Annotated in this window: 11 protein-coding genes and 1 pseudogene; 1 reads left to right on the top strand and 11 read right to left on the bottom strand. The window is 49.1% G+C overall.

The window, feature by feature from the left end:
- Positions 1 to 12 precede the first annotated feature (12 nt).
- The 4 genes and pseudogenes from DXD65_RS03750 to DXD65_RS03735 form a co-directional block, all read right to left on the bottom strand.
- On the bottom strand, positions 13 to 1,506 hold the full coding sequence (locus DXD65_RS03750) for a RagB/SusD family nutrient uptake outer membrane protein (protein ID WP_005829240.1): 1,494 nt from the start codon (positions 1,504 to 1,506) through the stop codon (positions 13 to 15).
- Between the two features lie 31 nt (positions 1,507 to 1,537).
- Positions 1,538 to 4,717: a SusC/RagA family TonB-linked outer membrane protein gene (locus DXD65_RS03745; protein WP_005836952.1), complete on the bottom strand. Its 3,180-nt coding sequence runs from the start codon at positions 4,715 to 4,717 to the stop codon at positions 1,538 to 1,540.
- 166 nt (positions 4,718 to 4,883) lie between these two features.
- Complete coding sequence (locus tag DXD65_RS03740; protein ID WP_005829247.1) at positions 4,884 to 5,801, bottom strand: dihydrodipicolinate synthase family protein; 918 nt, start codon at positions 5,799 to 5,801, stop codon at positions 4,884 to 4,886.
- A 37-nt stretch (positions 5,802 to 5,838) separates the two neighbouring features.
- Positions 5,839 to 6,294: pseudogene (locus DXD65_RS03735) on the bottom strand (sodium:solute symporter family transporter); the annotation flags it as partial.
- On the opposite strand from DXD65_RS03735, the gene DXD65_RS21100 reads away from it, so the two are divergent.
- Complete coding sequence (locus tag DXD65_RS21100) at positions 6,230 to 6,448, top strand: hypothetical protein (protein WP_199670706.1); 219 nt, start codon at positions 6,230 to 6,232, stop codon at positions 6,446 to 6,448. The pseudogene DXD65_RS03735 and the gene DXD65_RS21100 sit on opposite strands and share 65 nt — an antisense overlap.
- Positions 6,449 to 6,534: 86 nt before the next feature.
- Here the strand turns inward: DXD65_RS21100 and DXD65_RS03730 are convergent, their stop codons facing one another.
- The 7 genes from DXD65_RS03730 to DXD65_RS03700 form a co-directional block, all read right to left on the bottom strand.
- A complete protein-coding gene (locus DXD65_RS03730) occupies positions 6,535 to 7,395 on the bottom strand; it encodes a DNA adenine methylase (RefSeq protein WP_007562461.1) in 861 nt (286 codons plus the stop codon).
- The gene (locus tag DXD65_RS03725) at positions 7,392 to 8,030 is read right to left on the bottom strand and encodes a thymidylate synthase (RefSeq protein ID WP_007562465.1); all 639 of its coding nucleotides are present in this window, start codon (positions 8,028 to 8,030) and stop codon (positions 7,392 to 7,394) included. Before DXD65_RS03725 ends, DXD65_RS03730 begins: the two co-directional genes overlap by 4 nt.
- A 66-nt stretch (positions 8,031 to 8,096) precedes the next feature.
- Positions 8,097 to 8,339, bottom strand: coding sequence for a hypothetical protein (locus DXD65_RS03720; RefSeq protein WP_007562467.1), 243 nt, complete (start codon positions 8,337 to 8,339; stop codon positions 8,097 to 8,099).
- A 185-nt stretch (positions 8,340 to 8,524) separates the two neighbouring features.
- Entirely contained in the window at positions 8,525 to 9,010 is a 486-nt protein-coding gene (locus DXD65_RS03715; protein ID WP_007562469.1) for a hypothetical protein, read from the bottom strand.
- Positions 9,007 to 10,308 (bottom strand): reverse transcriptase domain-containing protein, encoded by a 1,302-nt coding sequence (locus tag DXD65_RS03710; protein WP_007562471.1) that lies wholly within the window; start codon positions 10,306 to 10,308, stop codon positions 9,007 to 9,009. The genes DXD65_RS03715 and DXD65_RS03710 overlap by 4 nt, the downstream gene beginning before the upstream one ends.
- Before the next feature lie 375 nt (positions 10,309 to 10,683).
- Positions 10,684 to 10,917 carry a hypothetical protein gene (locus DXD65_RS03705; protein WP_117887356.1) on the bottom strand — a complete coding sequence of 78 codons (234 nt, stop codon included), beginning with the start codon at positions 10,915 to 10,917 and terminating at the stop codon, positions 10,684 to 10,686.
- A 129-nt stretch (positions 10,918 to 11,046) separates the two neighbouring features.
- A complete protein-coding gene (locus DXD65_RS03700; RefSeq protein WP_117887355.1) occupies positions 11,047 to 17,598 on the bottom strand; it encodes a hypothetical protein in 6,552 nt (2,183 codons plus the stop codon).
- Between the last annotated feature and the right edge of the window lie 25 nt (positions 17,599 to 17,623).

The raw sequence follows: 17,623 nt of genomic DNA, 5'->3' as shown, positions 1-17,623 counted from the left end.
TCATCCCAATATTTATTTGTAACCTTCCGTTTGTGTTATATTCGGATTAGTATTGAGACAAGCAGGAGCAATAGGCCACAAGGTAACATTCTTCTCCCCTTCACGCCCCTTCAAGGTCTCAATAAGCTCGAATTCCTTATTAAAGCGAAGGTATGCCCACCATGCTTTTGATTCTGCGACAAACTCTTTCAGTATTTCGCTGATAATGGCATTGTCTATGGCATCCTGAGTCCTTGCCGTGTAGTAGTTGTCTACCCCATAAGCACGCTTGGCCACTACATTCAGATTCTGCAAAGCGGCATCCGTATTTCCCAAGGCATTTTCCACTTCAGCTTTCAAAAGATAGGCTTCGGCCAAACGATAGACGGGGACATCACTGTCAAAACTACGCGTATCATTGGCAAAGGAGCCTTTGAACTTCACAACCATCCTTTTAATCTGTACTTCTTCCGTCAGGAACTTATCCTCGAATACCCGTACTGAAACATCCGTACGCGTGTCACGTGCATCCTCAGCCAGGAAATCGCAATAGGCTTGCGTGGGCACAACATACTGGGCATGGGAACCGGCAGGAACCTCATCCTCGGTATATCCGGCTTCCCTCAGCCGGGTTCTGTCACCGTTAGGTGCCAGATAATAGGCGAAAAAGTTGGGGGATGTTCCCGGAGTCACATTTTCATTGACGATATAGGGCAATGTCCAGATAAGCTCAGAATTGGCTTCGTTGCTTAAATTGAAAATATCGGCAAACGTGGGAAGAAGTGCATATCCGGCTTTCAATACCGCATCAACAGAAGACTGCGCCGTACTCAGAGCCGCATTCCCTCCTCCCAGACGCTTTGCCTTCCATAAGTAATATTCAGTACGCAACATGTTGATGGCAGCCGGAGATGCCTTATGGAGAAGCTTGGAAGAAGCGGGCATCAACCTTAAAGCTTCTTCTATATCGGTTTCGACCTGAGCATATACTTCAGAGGCCGCCGTACGGCTGGGATACATGTCCTCCTGCTTTTCTGACTCAAAGCCGGAAGTCAGTAACGGACAGTCACCGAATACCCGCACCAGAGTAAAGTAACAATATGCCCGTAGGAAATAGGCATTGGCCATCACCTCATTACGTGTAGCTTCATTGGTGAAAGAGATTTCCGGAGTATGCTTCAGAATCAAATTTGCACTATTAATGGTAGTATATATGCTACTCCAATTTGTACCTGCATCACCGCTCAGCAATACGTTTGTACCCACTCTATTAAAAAACGCATCATTTACCGCCCCACTCTCATACCAGTTTGAGCGCATCTCTCCATAGATGTTGAGCAAATCGGAAAAGGCGGAACGGAATTGAGTATATGCTCCATTTACCGCACTCGTAGCATCGCTCTCCTCTGTCCACATGGATAGGCTGGTGAACTGGCTGGGCTGTATCACATTCAGGTCTCCATGACATGATGTAAAAAACGAGACCCCACTTATAAGAAGAATGCCGGATAATATTTTTATTTTCATAATTCTTATTTTTCGTATTAAACTTTTTTTATCACAAAGTAACTTTACATCCGATAGAGAACTTACGGATAGGCGGATAGGTGTTGAAACTACCGGAATAGGTACTTGATGCACCTACTTCGGGAGAAAGGCCTATTACTTCCGTAAAATAATGCAGATTGTTTCCGGCCAGGGTCAATACCAGCCCTTTCAGACCAATCTTTGCCAGCAATGCCTGAGGCAGAGCATATTGCAGAGAGATTTCACGGATACAGAGATAATCGGCTTTCTGGGTGAAAACATCGGAGTTGTCCCGGAAATTCTTATTCAACTCATCGGAGTCATTGCCTGAGAAACGGGCATACTTGGCCTTACTCGGGTCATCCCCCACATTCCAGCATTTTAGGATTTCAGCAGGCAGGCTGGTGTTTCCATTCATGAAATTACACATCTGGCGTTGCAGATAACCATTGGAAATGGAGTGCCCCAAAGCAAAATCAAGATAGACATTCAATGTGAAGCCCTTGTAAGTGAAAGTATTGTTCAAACCTCCGGTGGTATGGGGAATCGTATTTCCCAGCAGGAACATATCATTGCTGTTGATGATATCGTCTCCGTTCAGGTCTTTCCACTCATAGTCTCCGATAGTCTTTTTTCCGACACCCAGTTTCTGTTTCGTGGTCCAGTCCCAACCTTTGGATGAGGTGTCATAACGGGCATTGGCAGCCTGCTCGGGAGTTGTAATGATAAAGTCTTTCTTATATCCATAGAAACGCCCCAACGGTTCACCCTCGGCAACACCTCCGAATTCTTTGGTCGTGCCATCCTGCATTTTTACAGAGTATCCTCCCTGGCGGTTCTTGTCCCGTCCGTTTTCGGGCAGTTTAAGCACCTTGTTCTTTACGTAAGTAATGGTGAATTTAGATTCCCACGTGAAATCCTTCTTGACAATGTTACGTGTTGTTATTTCAGCATCGAAACCACGGAAACGTACTTTTCCAAGATTGGTAAGGATGGAACCGTATCCCGACGTATTGGGCAATACTTTGGAAGTAATCAGGTTATCCGTAATCTTATTGAAATAGTCTATACCCAATATGATGCGGTTCTTGAACAAGCCTAAATCAAAACCTAAATCCAATTGTGTGGAAGTCTCCCATTCAAGAGCCTTGTTAGGCATGGCCGAAGAAACGGTCGCAGCACTTTGATCGTAACTGGTGGTAATGGCATACAATCCTAATGCATCGTAATAGCCGATGGAGTTGTTACCGGTCTGCCCATAACTGCCACGCCACTTCAAATTACTTATAAAACCGATATTCTGCATAAAAGGCTCATCACTCATAACCCATCCGACAGACAATCCGGGGAAGAATCCCCATTGGTTGCCTTTGGCAAAACGGGAAGAGCCGTCCTCACGGAAAGTAGCAGTCAACATATATCTTTTCAGATAATCATAGTTCAATCGGCCGAAATAACCGATATTCACATCTTCCTGCTTGGTCGACGTTGCATCGGAATAAACAGAACCTCCGTTCAATGTCGGTATCTTGTCGGAGCTGTGTCCGGTAGTGGCAGCATACACATACTTGTACAAATATTGCTGATAGGAATATCCTACCATCGCACTGATGCTGTGTTTATCGGCAAACGTTCTTGTATAGCTGGTGTAGAATTCCAGTTTCTTCCGTTGCTCATCCGTCATGTTGGTAGTCGCCTTCCGCGTTCCATTCATCGGGTTGGCACGCATGAATGTATCTCCATGGCTGTTTTGCGTAAACAAAGAAGCGGTGCCCACAGCATGCCATCCTTTCAAAACTTCCCAATCAAGAGAGCCGACTAACCCCAAACGGTTGGTACGCTGATTGTTATCATTAAAATACGAGTAGAAGCTCGGATTCGGAGACGAAGAGTTTGGACCTGGCGTCGGGGTTCCGTACCATTCATTGTCAGACACCCAATATTTACGTTGAACGGCCGGGGTCATCAGTCCACGGGAAATCACCTGATACTGACTGGCATACTCTTCGCTATTCGTCTGGCTGTAATCTATGTTGCTACTGAAAGTCAGGTTCTCTCTGATTTTGGCAGTTACATTAGTACGGGCGTTAAAACGGTCGAATGCCGTGCCTACACCTACACCGGAATCTTTCATATAGCCAATACTGCCCACATAGCTCAATTTCTCCGTACCTCCTTCTATCCCCACATAATAATTTTGCCAAAGAGCATTCTTGAAACAAGTACTGGCCCAATCATTATCTTCAAAAATCAAAGTCTTACTGGGATCCAACGGATCAGCCACAGACTTCCATCCTGCCGGAATGCTCTCTCCATCCCTCAGGTAACGGGTAGAAAACTTGGAAGCATCCGTATTGCCGGAACTATAAGCATATCCGTCAAGGTATAACTTTTCCGGACTGGGTCCGGAAGCCCAACGATCGCGCATGATAGTAACAGCTTGGGTAGCATCCAGATACTCAATCATCCGCTCCACATTCTCGTTTGCAAAGGAAGCCTCAAACGTCACTCGAGGAGCACCGCTTTTTCCTTTTCTTGTCGTAATCAGGACAACTCCATTCGATGCACGCGAACCATAAATAGCAGAAGAAGCGGCATCCTTCAAGACTTCGATAGATTCGATGTCATTGGGATTGATACCCGCTGTACTGCGCTCTACGCCATCAACTAATATAAGAGGAGAATTACTCTGACTGATAGATGAACCACCACGAATCAAGAACGTAGCCTCTGCACCCGGAGTATTGTTCTCATTGTACACGCGTACACCCGCAATTTTACCCTTCAGCCCTTCTCCCACAGTATTGATAGGAGTTGCCTTCAATGTTTCTCCATCCACCTTGCTGATGGCGGATGTTACGGTACGCTTGGATTGGGTACCATAACCTACGACCACCACTTCATCCAGCCCCATGGTGGTCGGTTCCATCCGGATGTTAAGAATCTTTTGATTAGTAATCAGGATTTGCTGTTCATCATAGCCCACATAGGAAAATACAAGAGTTTCCCCCTTGCTTACTTTCAGCTGGAAAGCGCCATTCATATCCGTAATAACTCCTCGAGTCGTGCCCTTCACAGCGATGGAAACTCCTGGAAGAGTTTCACCAGTATTGTCCACTACTACACCTGATAGGTTAAATTCTTGTGCCCAAAGCAAAAATGGGCAAAATAGTAGAAAAGTTATGAGGTGAAAATGAAATATTTTTCTCATCTTTGTTACGATTTTAATAATAAATTGTTTCAGTAATTTATTTAAGGGGAAACGGGAAGTGCCAATACTCGTTTCCCCTCCCTTTTCGGGGGTCAAACTTAAGTTGGCCAATGAGTTTTTTCATTGGATGTATTGTTGCAATATCTCCATAGGCAATCGTTTTTAGTTAATTAATGTATTTGAAGAATTCCGTATTTTTCAATTCGTTTCTTGTCTCCTCCAGCTCTTCTTCAGAACAAGGAGCTATCGGCAATCGACATGGTCCACAGTCTATTCCTGCCAGTTTCATGAATATCTTACCAGCTCTGACTCCTCCCCCATGCTTTATCAGCACATCAATGATTTCAACAGATTTCCATTGCATTTCACGGGCTGTTTCAAGGTCTCCCTTTTCCATGGCTTCCATCACAGCTTTGTATATACCCGGAACATAGTTGTAGGTACTGCCTACGGCAGCCTTAGCTCCAACCGACAATCCGGTAATCAGTATCTCATCAAAACCGTGCAAGACTTCGAACGCCCCACCGTCCGCATGAATGCACTGCTGCATCTCCATCAGGTTGTTATGAGTAAACTTGACTCCCACCAGATTGGGAATTTGCTTCTTGCCCTCTATAAGGAACTTGTGTACCGGCAAGGAAACCCCGGTTATGGACGGCATGTTATAGTAATAAAACGGCAAGCGGGAAGCCGATGCAGCTATCGGCTTGAAAAAACCTATCAGCTCATCTACAGAACCGGGCTTGAAAAAGCAGGGCGCCATGGCTGCTATCATATCAGCTCCAATAGCTTGCGCATGGGCTGCCAGCTCGGCACACTGAACCTGCGACATGCCACCTACATGCACTATCACTTTCAGTTTTCCCTTGGCTGCCTCCATCCATTTTTCCGCAACAGCCTTTCGTTCTTCTGTTGTCAGAGAAACGGATTCTCCCGTCGTGCCACAAATAAACACTCCCGTCACACATTTCTTTTGCATCAGAAACTCTGCATACGGCCCGATCACCTGCAAATTTAAGGAACCATCTTCGTGCATTGGCGTAAATGGTGCAGCGATTAATCCTGTTAAAAGTCGTTTGTTCATAAATAAAATTATATTATAATTAATGATAGGTTCAAACCTATTTTTTCTTAAAGAACAAGCTTGTCAGATAGCCTATGACAAAACATGAGATAAAGCCGGATGCCGTGTACAAAAGCAAATGGAACGTCTGGAATCTGGCAACAAACAATTGTACGATGATACTTGCGACTATACCAATGATTGCTCCTCCGGAATTGGCGCGTTTGGTAAGCATGCCCAACATGAACAGTCCTCCCATACTGCCCAATATGAGCCCGAGTATCTTGTTAAATTCGTCCCACAATGAAGCGATATTCCATGTTGCCATAAGAAAAGCAAAAGATAGACTAATGATTCCTATCACACAAGTTGCCATACGTGCCGCATGCAATTCATTGCCACCCTCTCCCTTATGAAAGAAACGTGAATAAATGTCTACTATATAAGCTGTGGCTGCCGAATTCATACTGCCGCTCAAAGTGGACATTGCCGCAGCGAAGATGCCCGAAATCAACTATAATCCGCAAATCCAAATTTCCGCAGAATCCGAAACGAAGCGTTCGATTTTCAGGGAAAAGGACAAAACGAAGCGTTCAAAAAAGGAAAGCGCGCAACACTCAAAAAGCCGAAACAAAAGTTTTGTAATGACCTCTGTTTCGGCTTTATAATTTCATAAAAAATGGCTTTATAACGGCATTAAAATAAGGCTCAAAAGTTTGGCCTTCTACTTGAAAAATTGTATCTTTGTTCAGTGCTAAGCAGCTGTTTTATGAACTAATTTTTCCTGTTTCTTATACAGCATCATGTCTGTATATTCGGCAGAATAATTCATGTGGGCATTGAATTCCTTTTTTGTACAACCCTCAAAAGGATTGCCAATGGTTTTGTTTGCTCCAATCCATTCACACAGTTCAAGTATGGAGGATTTATTGGATGTGAAATAAACGAAGGAATGCTTTTCGAGTATCTTTAAAACATCCAAATAATCAGACAAGCGCCAATACATATTGTACGTACCAACATCAGTGGAAAGATAAGGCGGATCAATTAAAAAGACGACTCCGGGAACATCCTTATATTGGTTGAATACTGCTTTGTAGTCGCATGATACAATTTCAAGCCCTTTTAAGTAGTCAGAAGACTCCGGATAACCGGTCTTGCGAATGTTGTTATAAAGGACTTCCTTGCGCATTTCGGCTACAGACAATTTATACTTCATGGAGAACATAAGTGAGGATGATAAGGTTATAAAATCCACGTACCCAACATTTAGTTCTTCTTCCTCGATACGTTTAAAAATGCGTTCTCTAAGTTCCCCTTTAATTGGTTTATGTTTGGGTATCGAATTACCCACCAGCTCCCTAATATCGGCAAGCAGTTTATTTGTCTGTGGGATATTTTTCAGTCTGAACCGGTAGTTGTCGAAGTCATTGTAGACAACAGTAGCATCGGGCTTGCTTCTTTTGGCTATATGCGAAAGAAGTCCGGAACCGCCAAACAAGTCCACAAACACGGTATCTTCAGGGAACTGTTCCAAAACTTTAATAAACTCTTTAGCAAACATTCTTTTTTGGCCTACAAATGGCAGTGGTGCAGATAAATTCATATTCTTCATACGTTCAAGTCAAATTTAATGTTTTCAACTCCGGATAACAGTTCCAGAGTCCGGTCAATGTTATTTTCATATATATGCACATTTCCAAGGTCAAGGGTTATGGACTTCAGGGGAAGCTCCACCTGCCTTGCCATCAGATAAAGATGATAAATATCAGCCGGAAGCCCAAGGTTCGCATCAGAACTACGCTGATATGCAGATAGCACCAATTCTCCCTCATCAATTTGGAACTGCACAAGACTCAGGCAGGGTGCCTGGTTGCTTTCCACCCCGGTTTCTCCAAGAAACAGGACATAATTCTTGCTGTTGCGCTTTTCCCGGTTAATCCTGGTTATGAGGGGTGGAAGCTTTTCAAAGTAAGTTGGATAGCTGTTTACAAGGGTATGGCCGCAATAATCCCACCAGGTAATCCCTGCCTCTTTGTATTTTTCCACATCCCGGACTCCTTGCATAAACAGTTTCAATTCCTCTTTCAGCTTTTTCCTGGCTATCCCGTGGCTTTCAAATATGTCAAGTAAATCAGCGGGGGTTAGCATGAGCCTTTCGTTTAATAGATACTTGATACGCCCTTTCCTATTGGTCTGGATTTTGCCCGTTTGGAGTATCTTGTCTAATGTCTGGTAATACTTATTCATGAGCTTTATTTTTGGTTGTACAAAGGTAGCTCTACCGGACAACACAAGGCATCCCCGGCACATCAATCACACTGCACCGAGCGTGCAGTGCTTTCCAAACCGTTTGATAACATCATACACCTTACGTTCGCTTACCGAATATTTATTTGCCAAAAACGCCACTGCATAAGTGGTCTTTTCACCTTGTTTTTTCATGACCTCATACTCCGTATATAAGTCTATGAATCGAAGGTCATCCTGCTTGCCGCCCAAACTTATAAGCATTTCAAGCGGTTCTCTGTTAAATTTAAGTGCTTCAAACAATGTCATATCCAATCATTTTTGTACTTTTGCAATGCCAATCATTTATTTAATGCGTAAAAACGCCACGAGAGTGCGGCAGAGGGCATTGCCCCCGGTCGCGCACTCTCGTGGCGTTTTGTGTTAATAAATGATTGGCGTCTATATTAACAGGCCGGGGGCTTTTTTTATCCCTCCCCCGAAGGGATTGTCAATCACTCAATCCGATATAATTCCAAATTGAACTTGTCCTTTTTTTCCCAGCCTTCAGCCAGAACTGTCTGAATGAATCCTACTGCTTTTGTATAGAAATCTTTCAGTTCTTCTAACTGAGTAAAAGTATGGTATTCCGGTTGTTCATCCGAACCGAACTTAAACGTCACTGGCAGGGTTTCTCCGCCCGTCTGAACGGCCAAATCGTATGCTGCCTTATAGTTGTACTGGTTCTCCACAGAAAGCCATACATGGGCACCATTATAGGCGAATCCGGATAGGATAGCCGCATCAGTCTGGCTGTTATACCAGGACATAACCAATGTGTGGATTTCCTCATCAGTAGGCTTATGCCCGAACTCCTCTTCCATGTAGGAGGCAGAGCCGTTCTCTTTTTCCTGCACATCCCATCGGATGCGCCATTTGTCTTTAACCGGGTTCGTGCATTCCATCAGCGAAACCCCGGAACTTCCTTCAACTCTTCTCATGTAAACACGTATTTGGTTCTACCTTTGCCGAATGTCTCTGTCTTGATGGTCGTTTCAAACGGGAAACCATCCGGCATTTCCTTTACTTGTGCGAGAATATTCTTCATTTCCTCGCTGTTGGTGAAGAACTTCTTTGCCTCGCCGTTCACTTCGATGGCCACAATACAGCGGTCTTCTCCCTGCTCGGTTTTGATACCGGTCTCAAAGTCCTTCACTACAATGGGTAAGTTTACCAGTTCCCGGATGCTTACCACCACTCCGGGGAATCGCTTTTTACCGTCTTCCGGCTTGTAAGCGACATTCAAGTCTTTAAAACTTCTCATTTCTTTGCCTGTTAATTTTTTAAACAACTTATTACAGTCGGCGTGCTTCGTCATGCCGTAGAAACTGGCAATCAGTTCCCGCCGTCTTTTTCTCGATTTTACCTCGTGCATTTTCCGGGCAAACTTCTGTTTGATGCGTTTCCGCAATCTTACATAGTCGGGACGGATAACATAGCCAAGGAAATCAATGCCTTCTTCCACAGGGAACACCCGTTCATTCGGCTTTATTTCCAAGTCTATTTTTCCCATTTGCCCGTGAACAGCATCACGAATCTTCCACAATTCCGCTTTCGTTTTACCGAGTACCAGTCCGTCATCGCAATAGCGATAGTAATAACGAACCCCGTACTTATCCTTCAGATAGTGGTCTAAAAATACAGACAGAAGCAGATTTCCTGCCCCTTGTGAACTGCGCAGTCCGAAACTGATACCTTCCGGCAGCAGCTTAACAAACCGCTCCAACAAGACCAACAGCCTTTTGTCCTTGAACACCCTCCGGAAGCACCACATAACAAAGTCCTGCCGCGCATTGTCATAAAACCTCCGGATGTCAAATTTGTATGCGTAAAGCGTGCCTTCCGGATTTTTTTGCAAATCGGTACGTATGCAGTTCATCAGGTCATGAGTACCGCGCCTTTTGATGCTTGCACCGGTTGTCCGGATATAACGTTTTTGCAGGTGGCGGTCCACCACATTCATGATGGCAAACACAGCGATGCGGTCTTTCATGGACAGGATCTGCAAAATACGTTTTTTACCGTATTCTTCAATTTCCCTCTCATGGTAGCCGCCCAGCCGGAATGAGCCGTCCGCAATGGAAGCCGTCAGTTCGGTGATAATCTTCTCCCTATGGGCAAGCAGGAATCGTCCCTGCCTTGACCTCTTACGATCGGTTCCGCGAAGTACCGAATCGAATGCCTCCGACATATTGGAGTATTCGATGATTTCCTCGATAATATATCCTTCCCTGCGCATAAGCTATTGGTTAATAAACATGGAAGATGAGGGCCTTCCTTTCCCCGGGTCTGACTTCTTCGAACTGATAACAGCCTACCAAACTCCACCCGACGCGTGATTTTTCAGCTTTCCACCTTTTCTGGTGCTGTTGCTGTGGCTTGCTCCCCTCGGCACCGCTTCGGGGACACGTCCCCGCTGCTGTACGCCGATTTGTTAGATTTCCAGACGCGAGCCGACATTCGCATTCGTATTCGAAGCATCGTTATTCGCATTCGCATTCGACACACCGCCATTCGCATTCGCATTGTTGTACCCGCGATAGACCACACGGACTATTGGGGAACTCTACCGCTTGCAAAGTTACTGATTTAACAGGCAAAACAGATAAACGAATTACACTATCATCCAAAATAAAACGGATATACTGCCACCCGCGACGGTGAGCCCCCAATCAATCCAGTTCCAAGGACTTCCCCGAAGAGTATCTTTCAGTTCCAGACAGGAAGCTGCAATGGCCGCAGCATAAAAGGCCGTCCAAGGAGTAAATCCCAATAGACCTACCATCAAACCACCGATAAGATGCTTGTAACGGTTACTCATTTTTAAAAATGCGATAATCTTTTTCATATACCTCAAAATTCTATTTTTTCGACCGGCTTCGCCGGTATTTGAATACCTTTTAAATGGAATTCGGAAACCATCCGAATCCCGTTCTTTCGTTTTAGTCGCTTCGCTCCACGCTTTGGCGCTTTGCGCTTACGCCACCTCGCGTATCGCCTTGTACGCTGCCACGCTTTGCGCCCGGACGATTTTGCCGCGGAAGGCCAGACGCGAGCCGACATTCGCACTCGTACTCGAAGCATCGTAACTCGCAAACGCATCCGACACACCGCCATTCGCACTCGCATGGCTGCACCCGCGATAGACCACACGGACTGTAGCGGTGCTTATCCAGTACATGTCGGTATAGTAGGTGGAAGATGATCCGTTCAAATTACCTACCGGAACCATGTCCATATACTTGCCGTGCGCCACGCCTGTAATCCACTGACCGCTGTCCTTCTTGCCCTGTACCATACGGATACTGCCGTCAGGCATCCAGATGCGCCATTTGCCCTGGTTGCCGCTGTCATTCGGCAGATCCACGCCGTCCATCATGTCATACTTGTTGCCGTAGATGTCCTCGTAGCCCAGGCAGCAGATATTGTTCACCTGCACCACGGTCGCCTGTCCGTATTCGTCCCGGCTCTTATACCAGGCATACTGATGCACCAAGCCGTCAATCAGCGAATTCGTGATTTTGTTGTTGATGACATACGCTTCGTCATAGCCGATGGTGTCTGTCATTCCATGGTCGGCCGTTCCACCCGTTGTCCGGTTATTGTTATGCTGACCGGCACCGCATTGTTCCTGCATGTCCCTACGCCCGTACTTTGCATAGCTCAGGTTCGCGATGCGGCTGTGCATCAGGGCATCTATCTGCTGCATGCCACGCTGCTGGCTGTAATAGTGGAAGTCCGTCCAGGTCATGCTTGCCGTGGTCGAAGCTCCGGTTATGCAGGCACGCAACTTGCTGCCCACTACAGAACTGCCCACAACGGCACACAGATGTTCCTCATTGGCCACCCAATCCGGTTCCATGTCCTCTATCTTGTCGCTGTTGCTCAGCACCACGCAGTCAAACTCTGCCGTGTTCAGAATGGAGAAATGCAGGGCTGTAGCACGTTCCGGAACGTCTGCTATCAGATACATGCCGGCTTCAAATTTCAAGCCGATGGTCGGCACCACAATACTCTTCAGGATGTTTCCCTCCGCATCAGCAAACACACTGCCGATAAGCCCTGTTCCTGGAACGCTCGGGAAGCGGACACGTCTGTAACCCGACACGTCCACTTTGCACACGGAATAAGCCTTGTCCGTCGTATAGGATTCCATCAGCGTGGGCTTGCCGCTCATGATCTTCCGCTCACCCAACCAGCCGCCCTGTGTCTCCTTGATGGCATCCAGTGTCAGTACTGTCGCATCTGGAATCGGGGGCATTTCGTCCTCCGGATAACTGCTGTAGCAGGCGTACTTCTTGTTGTTCAAATAATCGTTGATGCCTTTGCTCCAGTAAAACGGCTCATACATCATCCAGTCTCCCTCGCTGCCGTCCAGCTTCGCCACCGTGCAATCGTTCATATCCTCCGCATCGGCATAGAAGTTCGAGCTTTCGTCATGCAGGGGGAAATAGGTCATCTCCCCGTCCGGGTTGTTCACTTCCACCTGCTGCCCGGCTATCTCCACCTTCCGGCTCGTGGGCATCCTGGTCACCTTGGCCAATACGCGGTGGCGCTTGGACAGGATGGCATTCACATGCCCGCTCATTTTGTACGTATTGCCGAATTTGTACCCCGTCTTGTTGTCCAGGTTCGAAACATTGGCATCGTCGGCCACACTGTCGTCAAACTCAATCATCGTATAGGGCGGCTGCTTGATGGTCAGTTCCGGATAACGGGCGGCATACTTCTCCAGTTCCTCATCAGCCAGATACTTCGTCAGGGTCAGCTTGCCCCTCAGTCCCGAATGCCGGTCATCCACGGCACCCGTCTGCGTATACGTTCCGTAGTCGTAATACTTCTTCAGCAGGGTTCCGTCGTCTTCCCGGTCTATCTCCAGCACGAAGCGTTCCAGCTTGCCGCTGCCGTTCAGTCTGGCCTGGTGAAGGCGTTCCAGCATAGCGAACCCGTCGATGCCGGGGCAGTTGGTGTAGCGGTAGCCCCGCACATTATTGATGCCTTCCAGTATCAGGCCACTGTCGGACAGCTTGGTCAGATATTCCAGGAACAGTTCCTCAATCGTGTCCGGCAGGCATAACTGCACAACGGGCGCACCGGTGGCCAGTTTCACACGGGTCAGCCCCGTACCCCTCACGTCCAGTTTCTTCAGGCGGCCCTGCCAGCTCAAGTCCAAAGTAGCCACATTGCCGTTGTCCCCGTTCCGGGCCAGCCGGTTGTTCCGCATGTTCACTTCTTCCAGAAGCAGCATGCCGTTCGTCGAAGCCATGAACGAGCCATTCCGGTAACCGCTGGCTTTCTCCACGCTCATGTCGAGTTTTACCAGTGAGGTCAGCAGACCGAAGTTGAAGCCGATTGCGAACGCATCCTCATGCCAAACCAGTTCCTTGACTTTCGCCGCACCGATGATCTTCAACGGGTCATTTTCACCGAAGGCACGGGTCAGCTGCAACGAGTGGAGCACGTCCGCATCCACCACGCCGCTGTCGGCCTGCACGCCGTTGCTGGTGGAAAGCTGCACACGGTACGGAATGGTCAGACGGTACTGCATCGGTTTCAGCGTGTAGGCCTTGTCCAGCGATGCCGTACTCTGGTAGAACTGGGCACCCAGCGTGGATACATAGCCGTACTCCACCTGCTTCAGGTCATACCGGCGTTGGATGAAGTAGTTTCGGTGTGCTTTCAACGAACCCTTCAGACCGTAGATTTGCGGATAGGTCTGTTTGGCTCCGTCCGCACCCACCGGCATTTCGTTCAGGAACGGATAGATGTATTTGAAGATGCCGGACTTGTTATAGAGGCGCGAGCACCACTTCTTCATCTGTTCGGTATCGAAATGGTCAATGGCTTTCTGGATACTGAAAGCACTCATGAAGCTTGCGCCCCCGTTCCATCCGCTCACCATAATCTCCACAATCATGTCCCAGCAATTGGCCACGATGAGGTTCCACAGCCACGAGTTATGACCCTGCATCACATAAGCCCCGTCGCGCTTCGTCTGGCGGTTGTCGTCATACTTCCCGGTCAGGAACGACTTGTTGTCAGAACCGAGCTGGCAGTCGCCGTCATAATAGTCAATCAACCATTTCACACCGTCCCATGTGCGGATAAGCATGTTCTTCGCAAGCTGGTCCACGCCGAGGTTGAACTGCACGTACAGATAGTAGGCAATCAGGTGGGGAAGGTCGAAATACTTCGATGCCTCTTTCCTGAACGTATCGCTCTGCCACTTGGCGGTAGGGAACTTGTCGCCGTCGTCCTCATAGTCCACCCCCTCGAACGAATGGGATTCCGTGCTGTAAACCATGTTCCTGCCCGCAGGCGTTTCCTTTACGCACCGGTAGACGAAACTCATCATGCGGTCGGTGGCCTTGTACATCTTGTCGTACTTGTCACCGGTACCGAGGTGGTCTTTCAGGTTCGGTTCTTCCTCCGCGTCACCGCCTCCGTCCGACCAGAAGGTATCTTTCGGATGATTAAATTCCAGTCCTCCGTCAAAGTTGTAGTCCATGAAATCCTTATGCTCCGGTTCGGTACTCGGCAACCAGTGGAACAGGCACAGCGGATTGGAGTTGTTCAGCGTCTCGAAGCAGACGGGCAGGTACTGCTTGTGTCCTTCCTCGTCGGCTTCCAGGTAGTTCAGCGTGTCGCCCTCGCCCCATTTCTCGCCGCCGATGGTCTCATCCTGCCCGAAGATGGGGTAGCTGTCGCTCTTCTCGTTGTTCATGTTGTACTGGCCGTAATAGGTCAGGTCTTCGTCGGCACTCTTCGCTACGAACAGGTCGCACGGCAGGCCGTCGATGGCCGAACGGTAATCGTCCTTCAGCCCATGGTCTTTGGCGTAACGCTGGGCAGGCGTAAGCAGCCCCATCTCTTTCAGTCCGTCATTGATAAGCTTCGCACCTCCGGTATTGGTGGTCATGGACGAGTCCGAGAAGTCGCATTTGGAACATGCCAGCTTCGCGCCTACCGAGTTCCTGCGTAACTTGAAGAGATTTTTTTTGCCGGTAGTTACCACCGGATTCTTCTGCCTGCCGTTTCCGTCAATCTCCCCGTAGCTCAATGTAACCGTCCAGCCGCTTGCCGTCTTCTGGAAGTAGAAACGGAAGTTCTTTCTGGCATAGTTCACGGAAGAAGTACCCTGAATACGGACATATACGTTGGTAAGGATAAAGTCAAGCGTCCTGTCCTCTCCGTTATAGAAACGGACCTCCCTTACCAGTTTGTTGGCCTTCTTGTCGTTCAGCTGGGCCAGTGCATCCACCACGTTCAGCGTGTCGCTGTCGCTCGGAACCTCACTGCCCACGCTGCCCGTGCCTATCAGTACCAGGATCGAGTTCCGGCGCTTCTTCATCAGCCCCATCAGCTTCTCCATGCTCACCGTATCTCCTTCATTCAGCACGCGGTTGTCCTCATCCAGTGAGCGCACGCCCGGTTCCCCGTCGGCATCCTCCAGGTGGTTGCGGTCCACGATGTAGTTGTTCAGCACCTCGTCCGAGGTCAGCGCCTTGTTATAGATACGCACGCTCTTCACGTTCAGGTCGGCACCCGCCGACTTAAATTCCAACTGGCTCTGAATGTCAAAATTCACCTTGTCGAGCCACTTGGAAGCAGCCGACTCTTCACCGTTCACATAGAAACCGATCAGCGTGCGCTGTTCGTTGGTCTGCACGTTCGGATAGAACACGTAGGTAATGCGGATATTCGTACCCGGCTGGAACTTGGTACCCACCGAGTCTTCATAGCGCAGCACCTGTCCGGCATCCATCGCCTCGGTCACCACACCGGTCAGGAACTTGGCCTCTTCCGGAGTCACAATCAGCCCGTACCGGTTGCCGTTGTCCAGCTGCCCCAGGCAGGTGATCAGCTCGGCATCCGTATCCGTCACGTTGGCCGTGCTGTATTCTATCTCCAGCGTCATGCCCACGTCACGGATGGCAAATCCCTCGGGCTTGTCCGCCTCGTTGAAGGGGCGGTAACCGCCGTCAGCGGTCAGGGTCATACCTGCACCACCGGCCAGCAGCAGGCGGTCCTTGTGCCAGCCGCTACCGGCACCATATTCGTTCACGCTCCACAGCACGTCCCGGAACTCCATACGCTTGTCACCGCTCACCCAGCTTGCCGGGTTGTTTTCCGTGTTGCTTCGCCCGAAGGCGTCAAACGTACACACGGCATCCGGTGCCAGCGTGGCTTCAATGTCCGGGTGCGATGTGGTGTTCACCTGCACCTCAAGCACGGCATCGCCGCATGACACACGGTAGTCCAACGGTTCCACGTTCACGTTCGTCCGTCCGTAGCTGCCGGTCTCACCGCGTTGCAGCAGGTCTTCCTTCACCACGCTGCCCCGGTCGGTCACTTTCACACGGGCCGTGTACGCATCGCGGTCATAGCCGGCATACGTGAAGTTCCATGCCGTGAACTGCTCTGCCTCCAGCACCGGGTGTTTCCAGTCACGCTGGAACCCCGCTGCCCGGTGGCTGAACATCAGGCCGGCATACGCTGTCACACCTCCGCCTGCCTTCAGCAGCGTAATGTAATGCACCCGGCTCACCACACCGGAGTTCTCATGCTGCGCGTAGGCTTCCACCACGTTCGTACCCTCCTGCATCTGTGTCAGGGGGATGGTCACGTTCTTCTGCTGCACACCGCTGCCGGCCGAAAGACCGAGGGTAAAGGCCTGTCCGCCGTTCACGCGGTAGTAGATGTTCTTCTCACCGCTCGTGCCCTTGGCAGTAAAGGGGATGTTCACGTCATTTTTATATCCCCCGTCGGCCAGCCCGTTGCCCGCCGAGTAGGTGGTCTCCAGCTCCATGGCCACCATGGTCACCTTGGCCGTGGCCGTCTTCATCAGCGTGCCGTCCTGGTAAGTTGCCTGCGCTTCCACCTGTACGGTATAGGCAGTGGCATCCTTCAGATAGGGCGAAGCGTCAAAGGTATAGCTCTGTCCGGCTGTAACGCCCACAAACTCCGCATCCCGGAACTCACTGATGACGGTCGAACCGCGTTTCACGATTACACGGGCTTTCAGGTCGCTGTAGCCGTCCACCGTACCGCCACCGGCAGTGCCCACACCTACGGAGTATTTCACCACAAAGCCGCTGCCCAGTGCCAGATACTGCGAGGCGGGAAGTCCCGCACCGCCGCTGTCCGTCAGGTCGATGTTCACCACCACCTTGTCATCGTCCGTGTACTTGGAAAAGCGCACTTCCTTCGAGCTCTCGCCGCCCTGGTCGTCCTTCTGCTTGACGGTCATCACGTACTGGGTGCCGTCCTCGCTGTCCTGCACATCCACGTCCGTCACCGTACCCACCATCGCATCGAACACCGTTCCGGATGTAGGAGGTTTCGTCTCGCCGCTCACCAGTTCCTCGGTAGGGGTACGGTTTGACAGTTCCTTCTTCAGGAACGCTTCGATGTCATCGCCTGCATAGGCATGATAGGTGCCGTCCGGCTGTTTCTGATTCCATGGTGTTTCAAGATTCATCGGATGCTCGGTCGCGTTGATGATTCCGCTTATTTTCCTTTTTGCCATAATACTGTCCTTTTATAATAATCAT

The sequence above is a fragment of the Bacteroides sp. 4_1_36 genome (assembly GCF_003466325.1).
In the GTDB taxonomy this organism is placed as follows: domain Bacteria; phylum Bacteroidota; class Bacteroidia; order Bacteroidales; family Bacteroidaceae; genus Bacteroides; species Bacteroides uniformis.
Note: the sequence above shows the minus strand (reverse complement) of the source record. Positions and strands in the feature narration are given on the sequence as shown.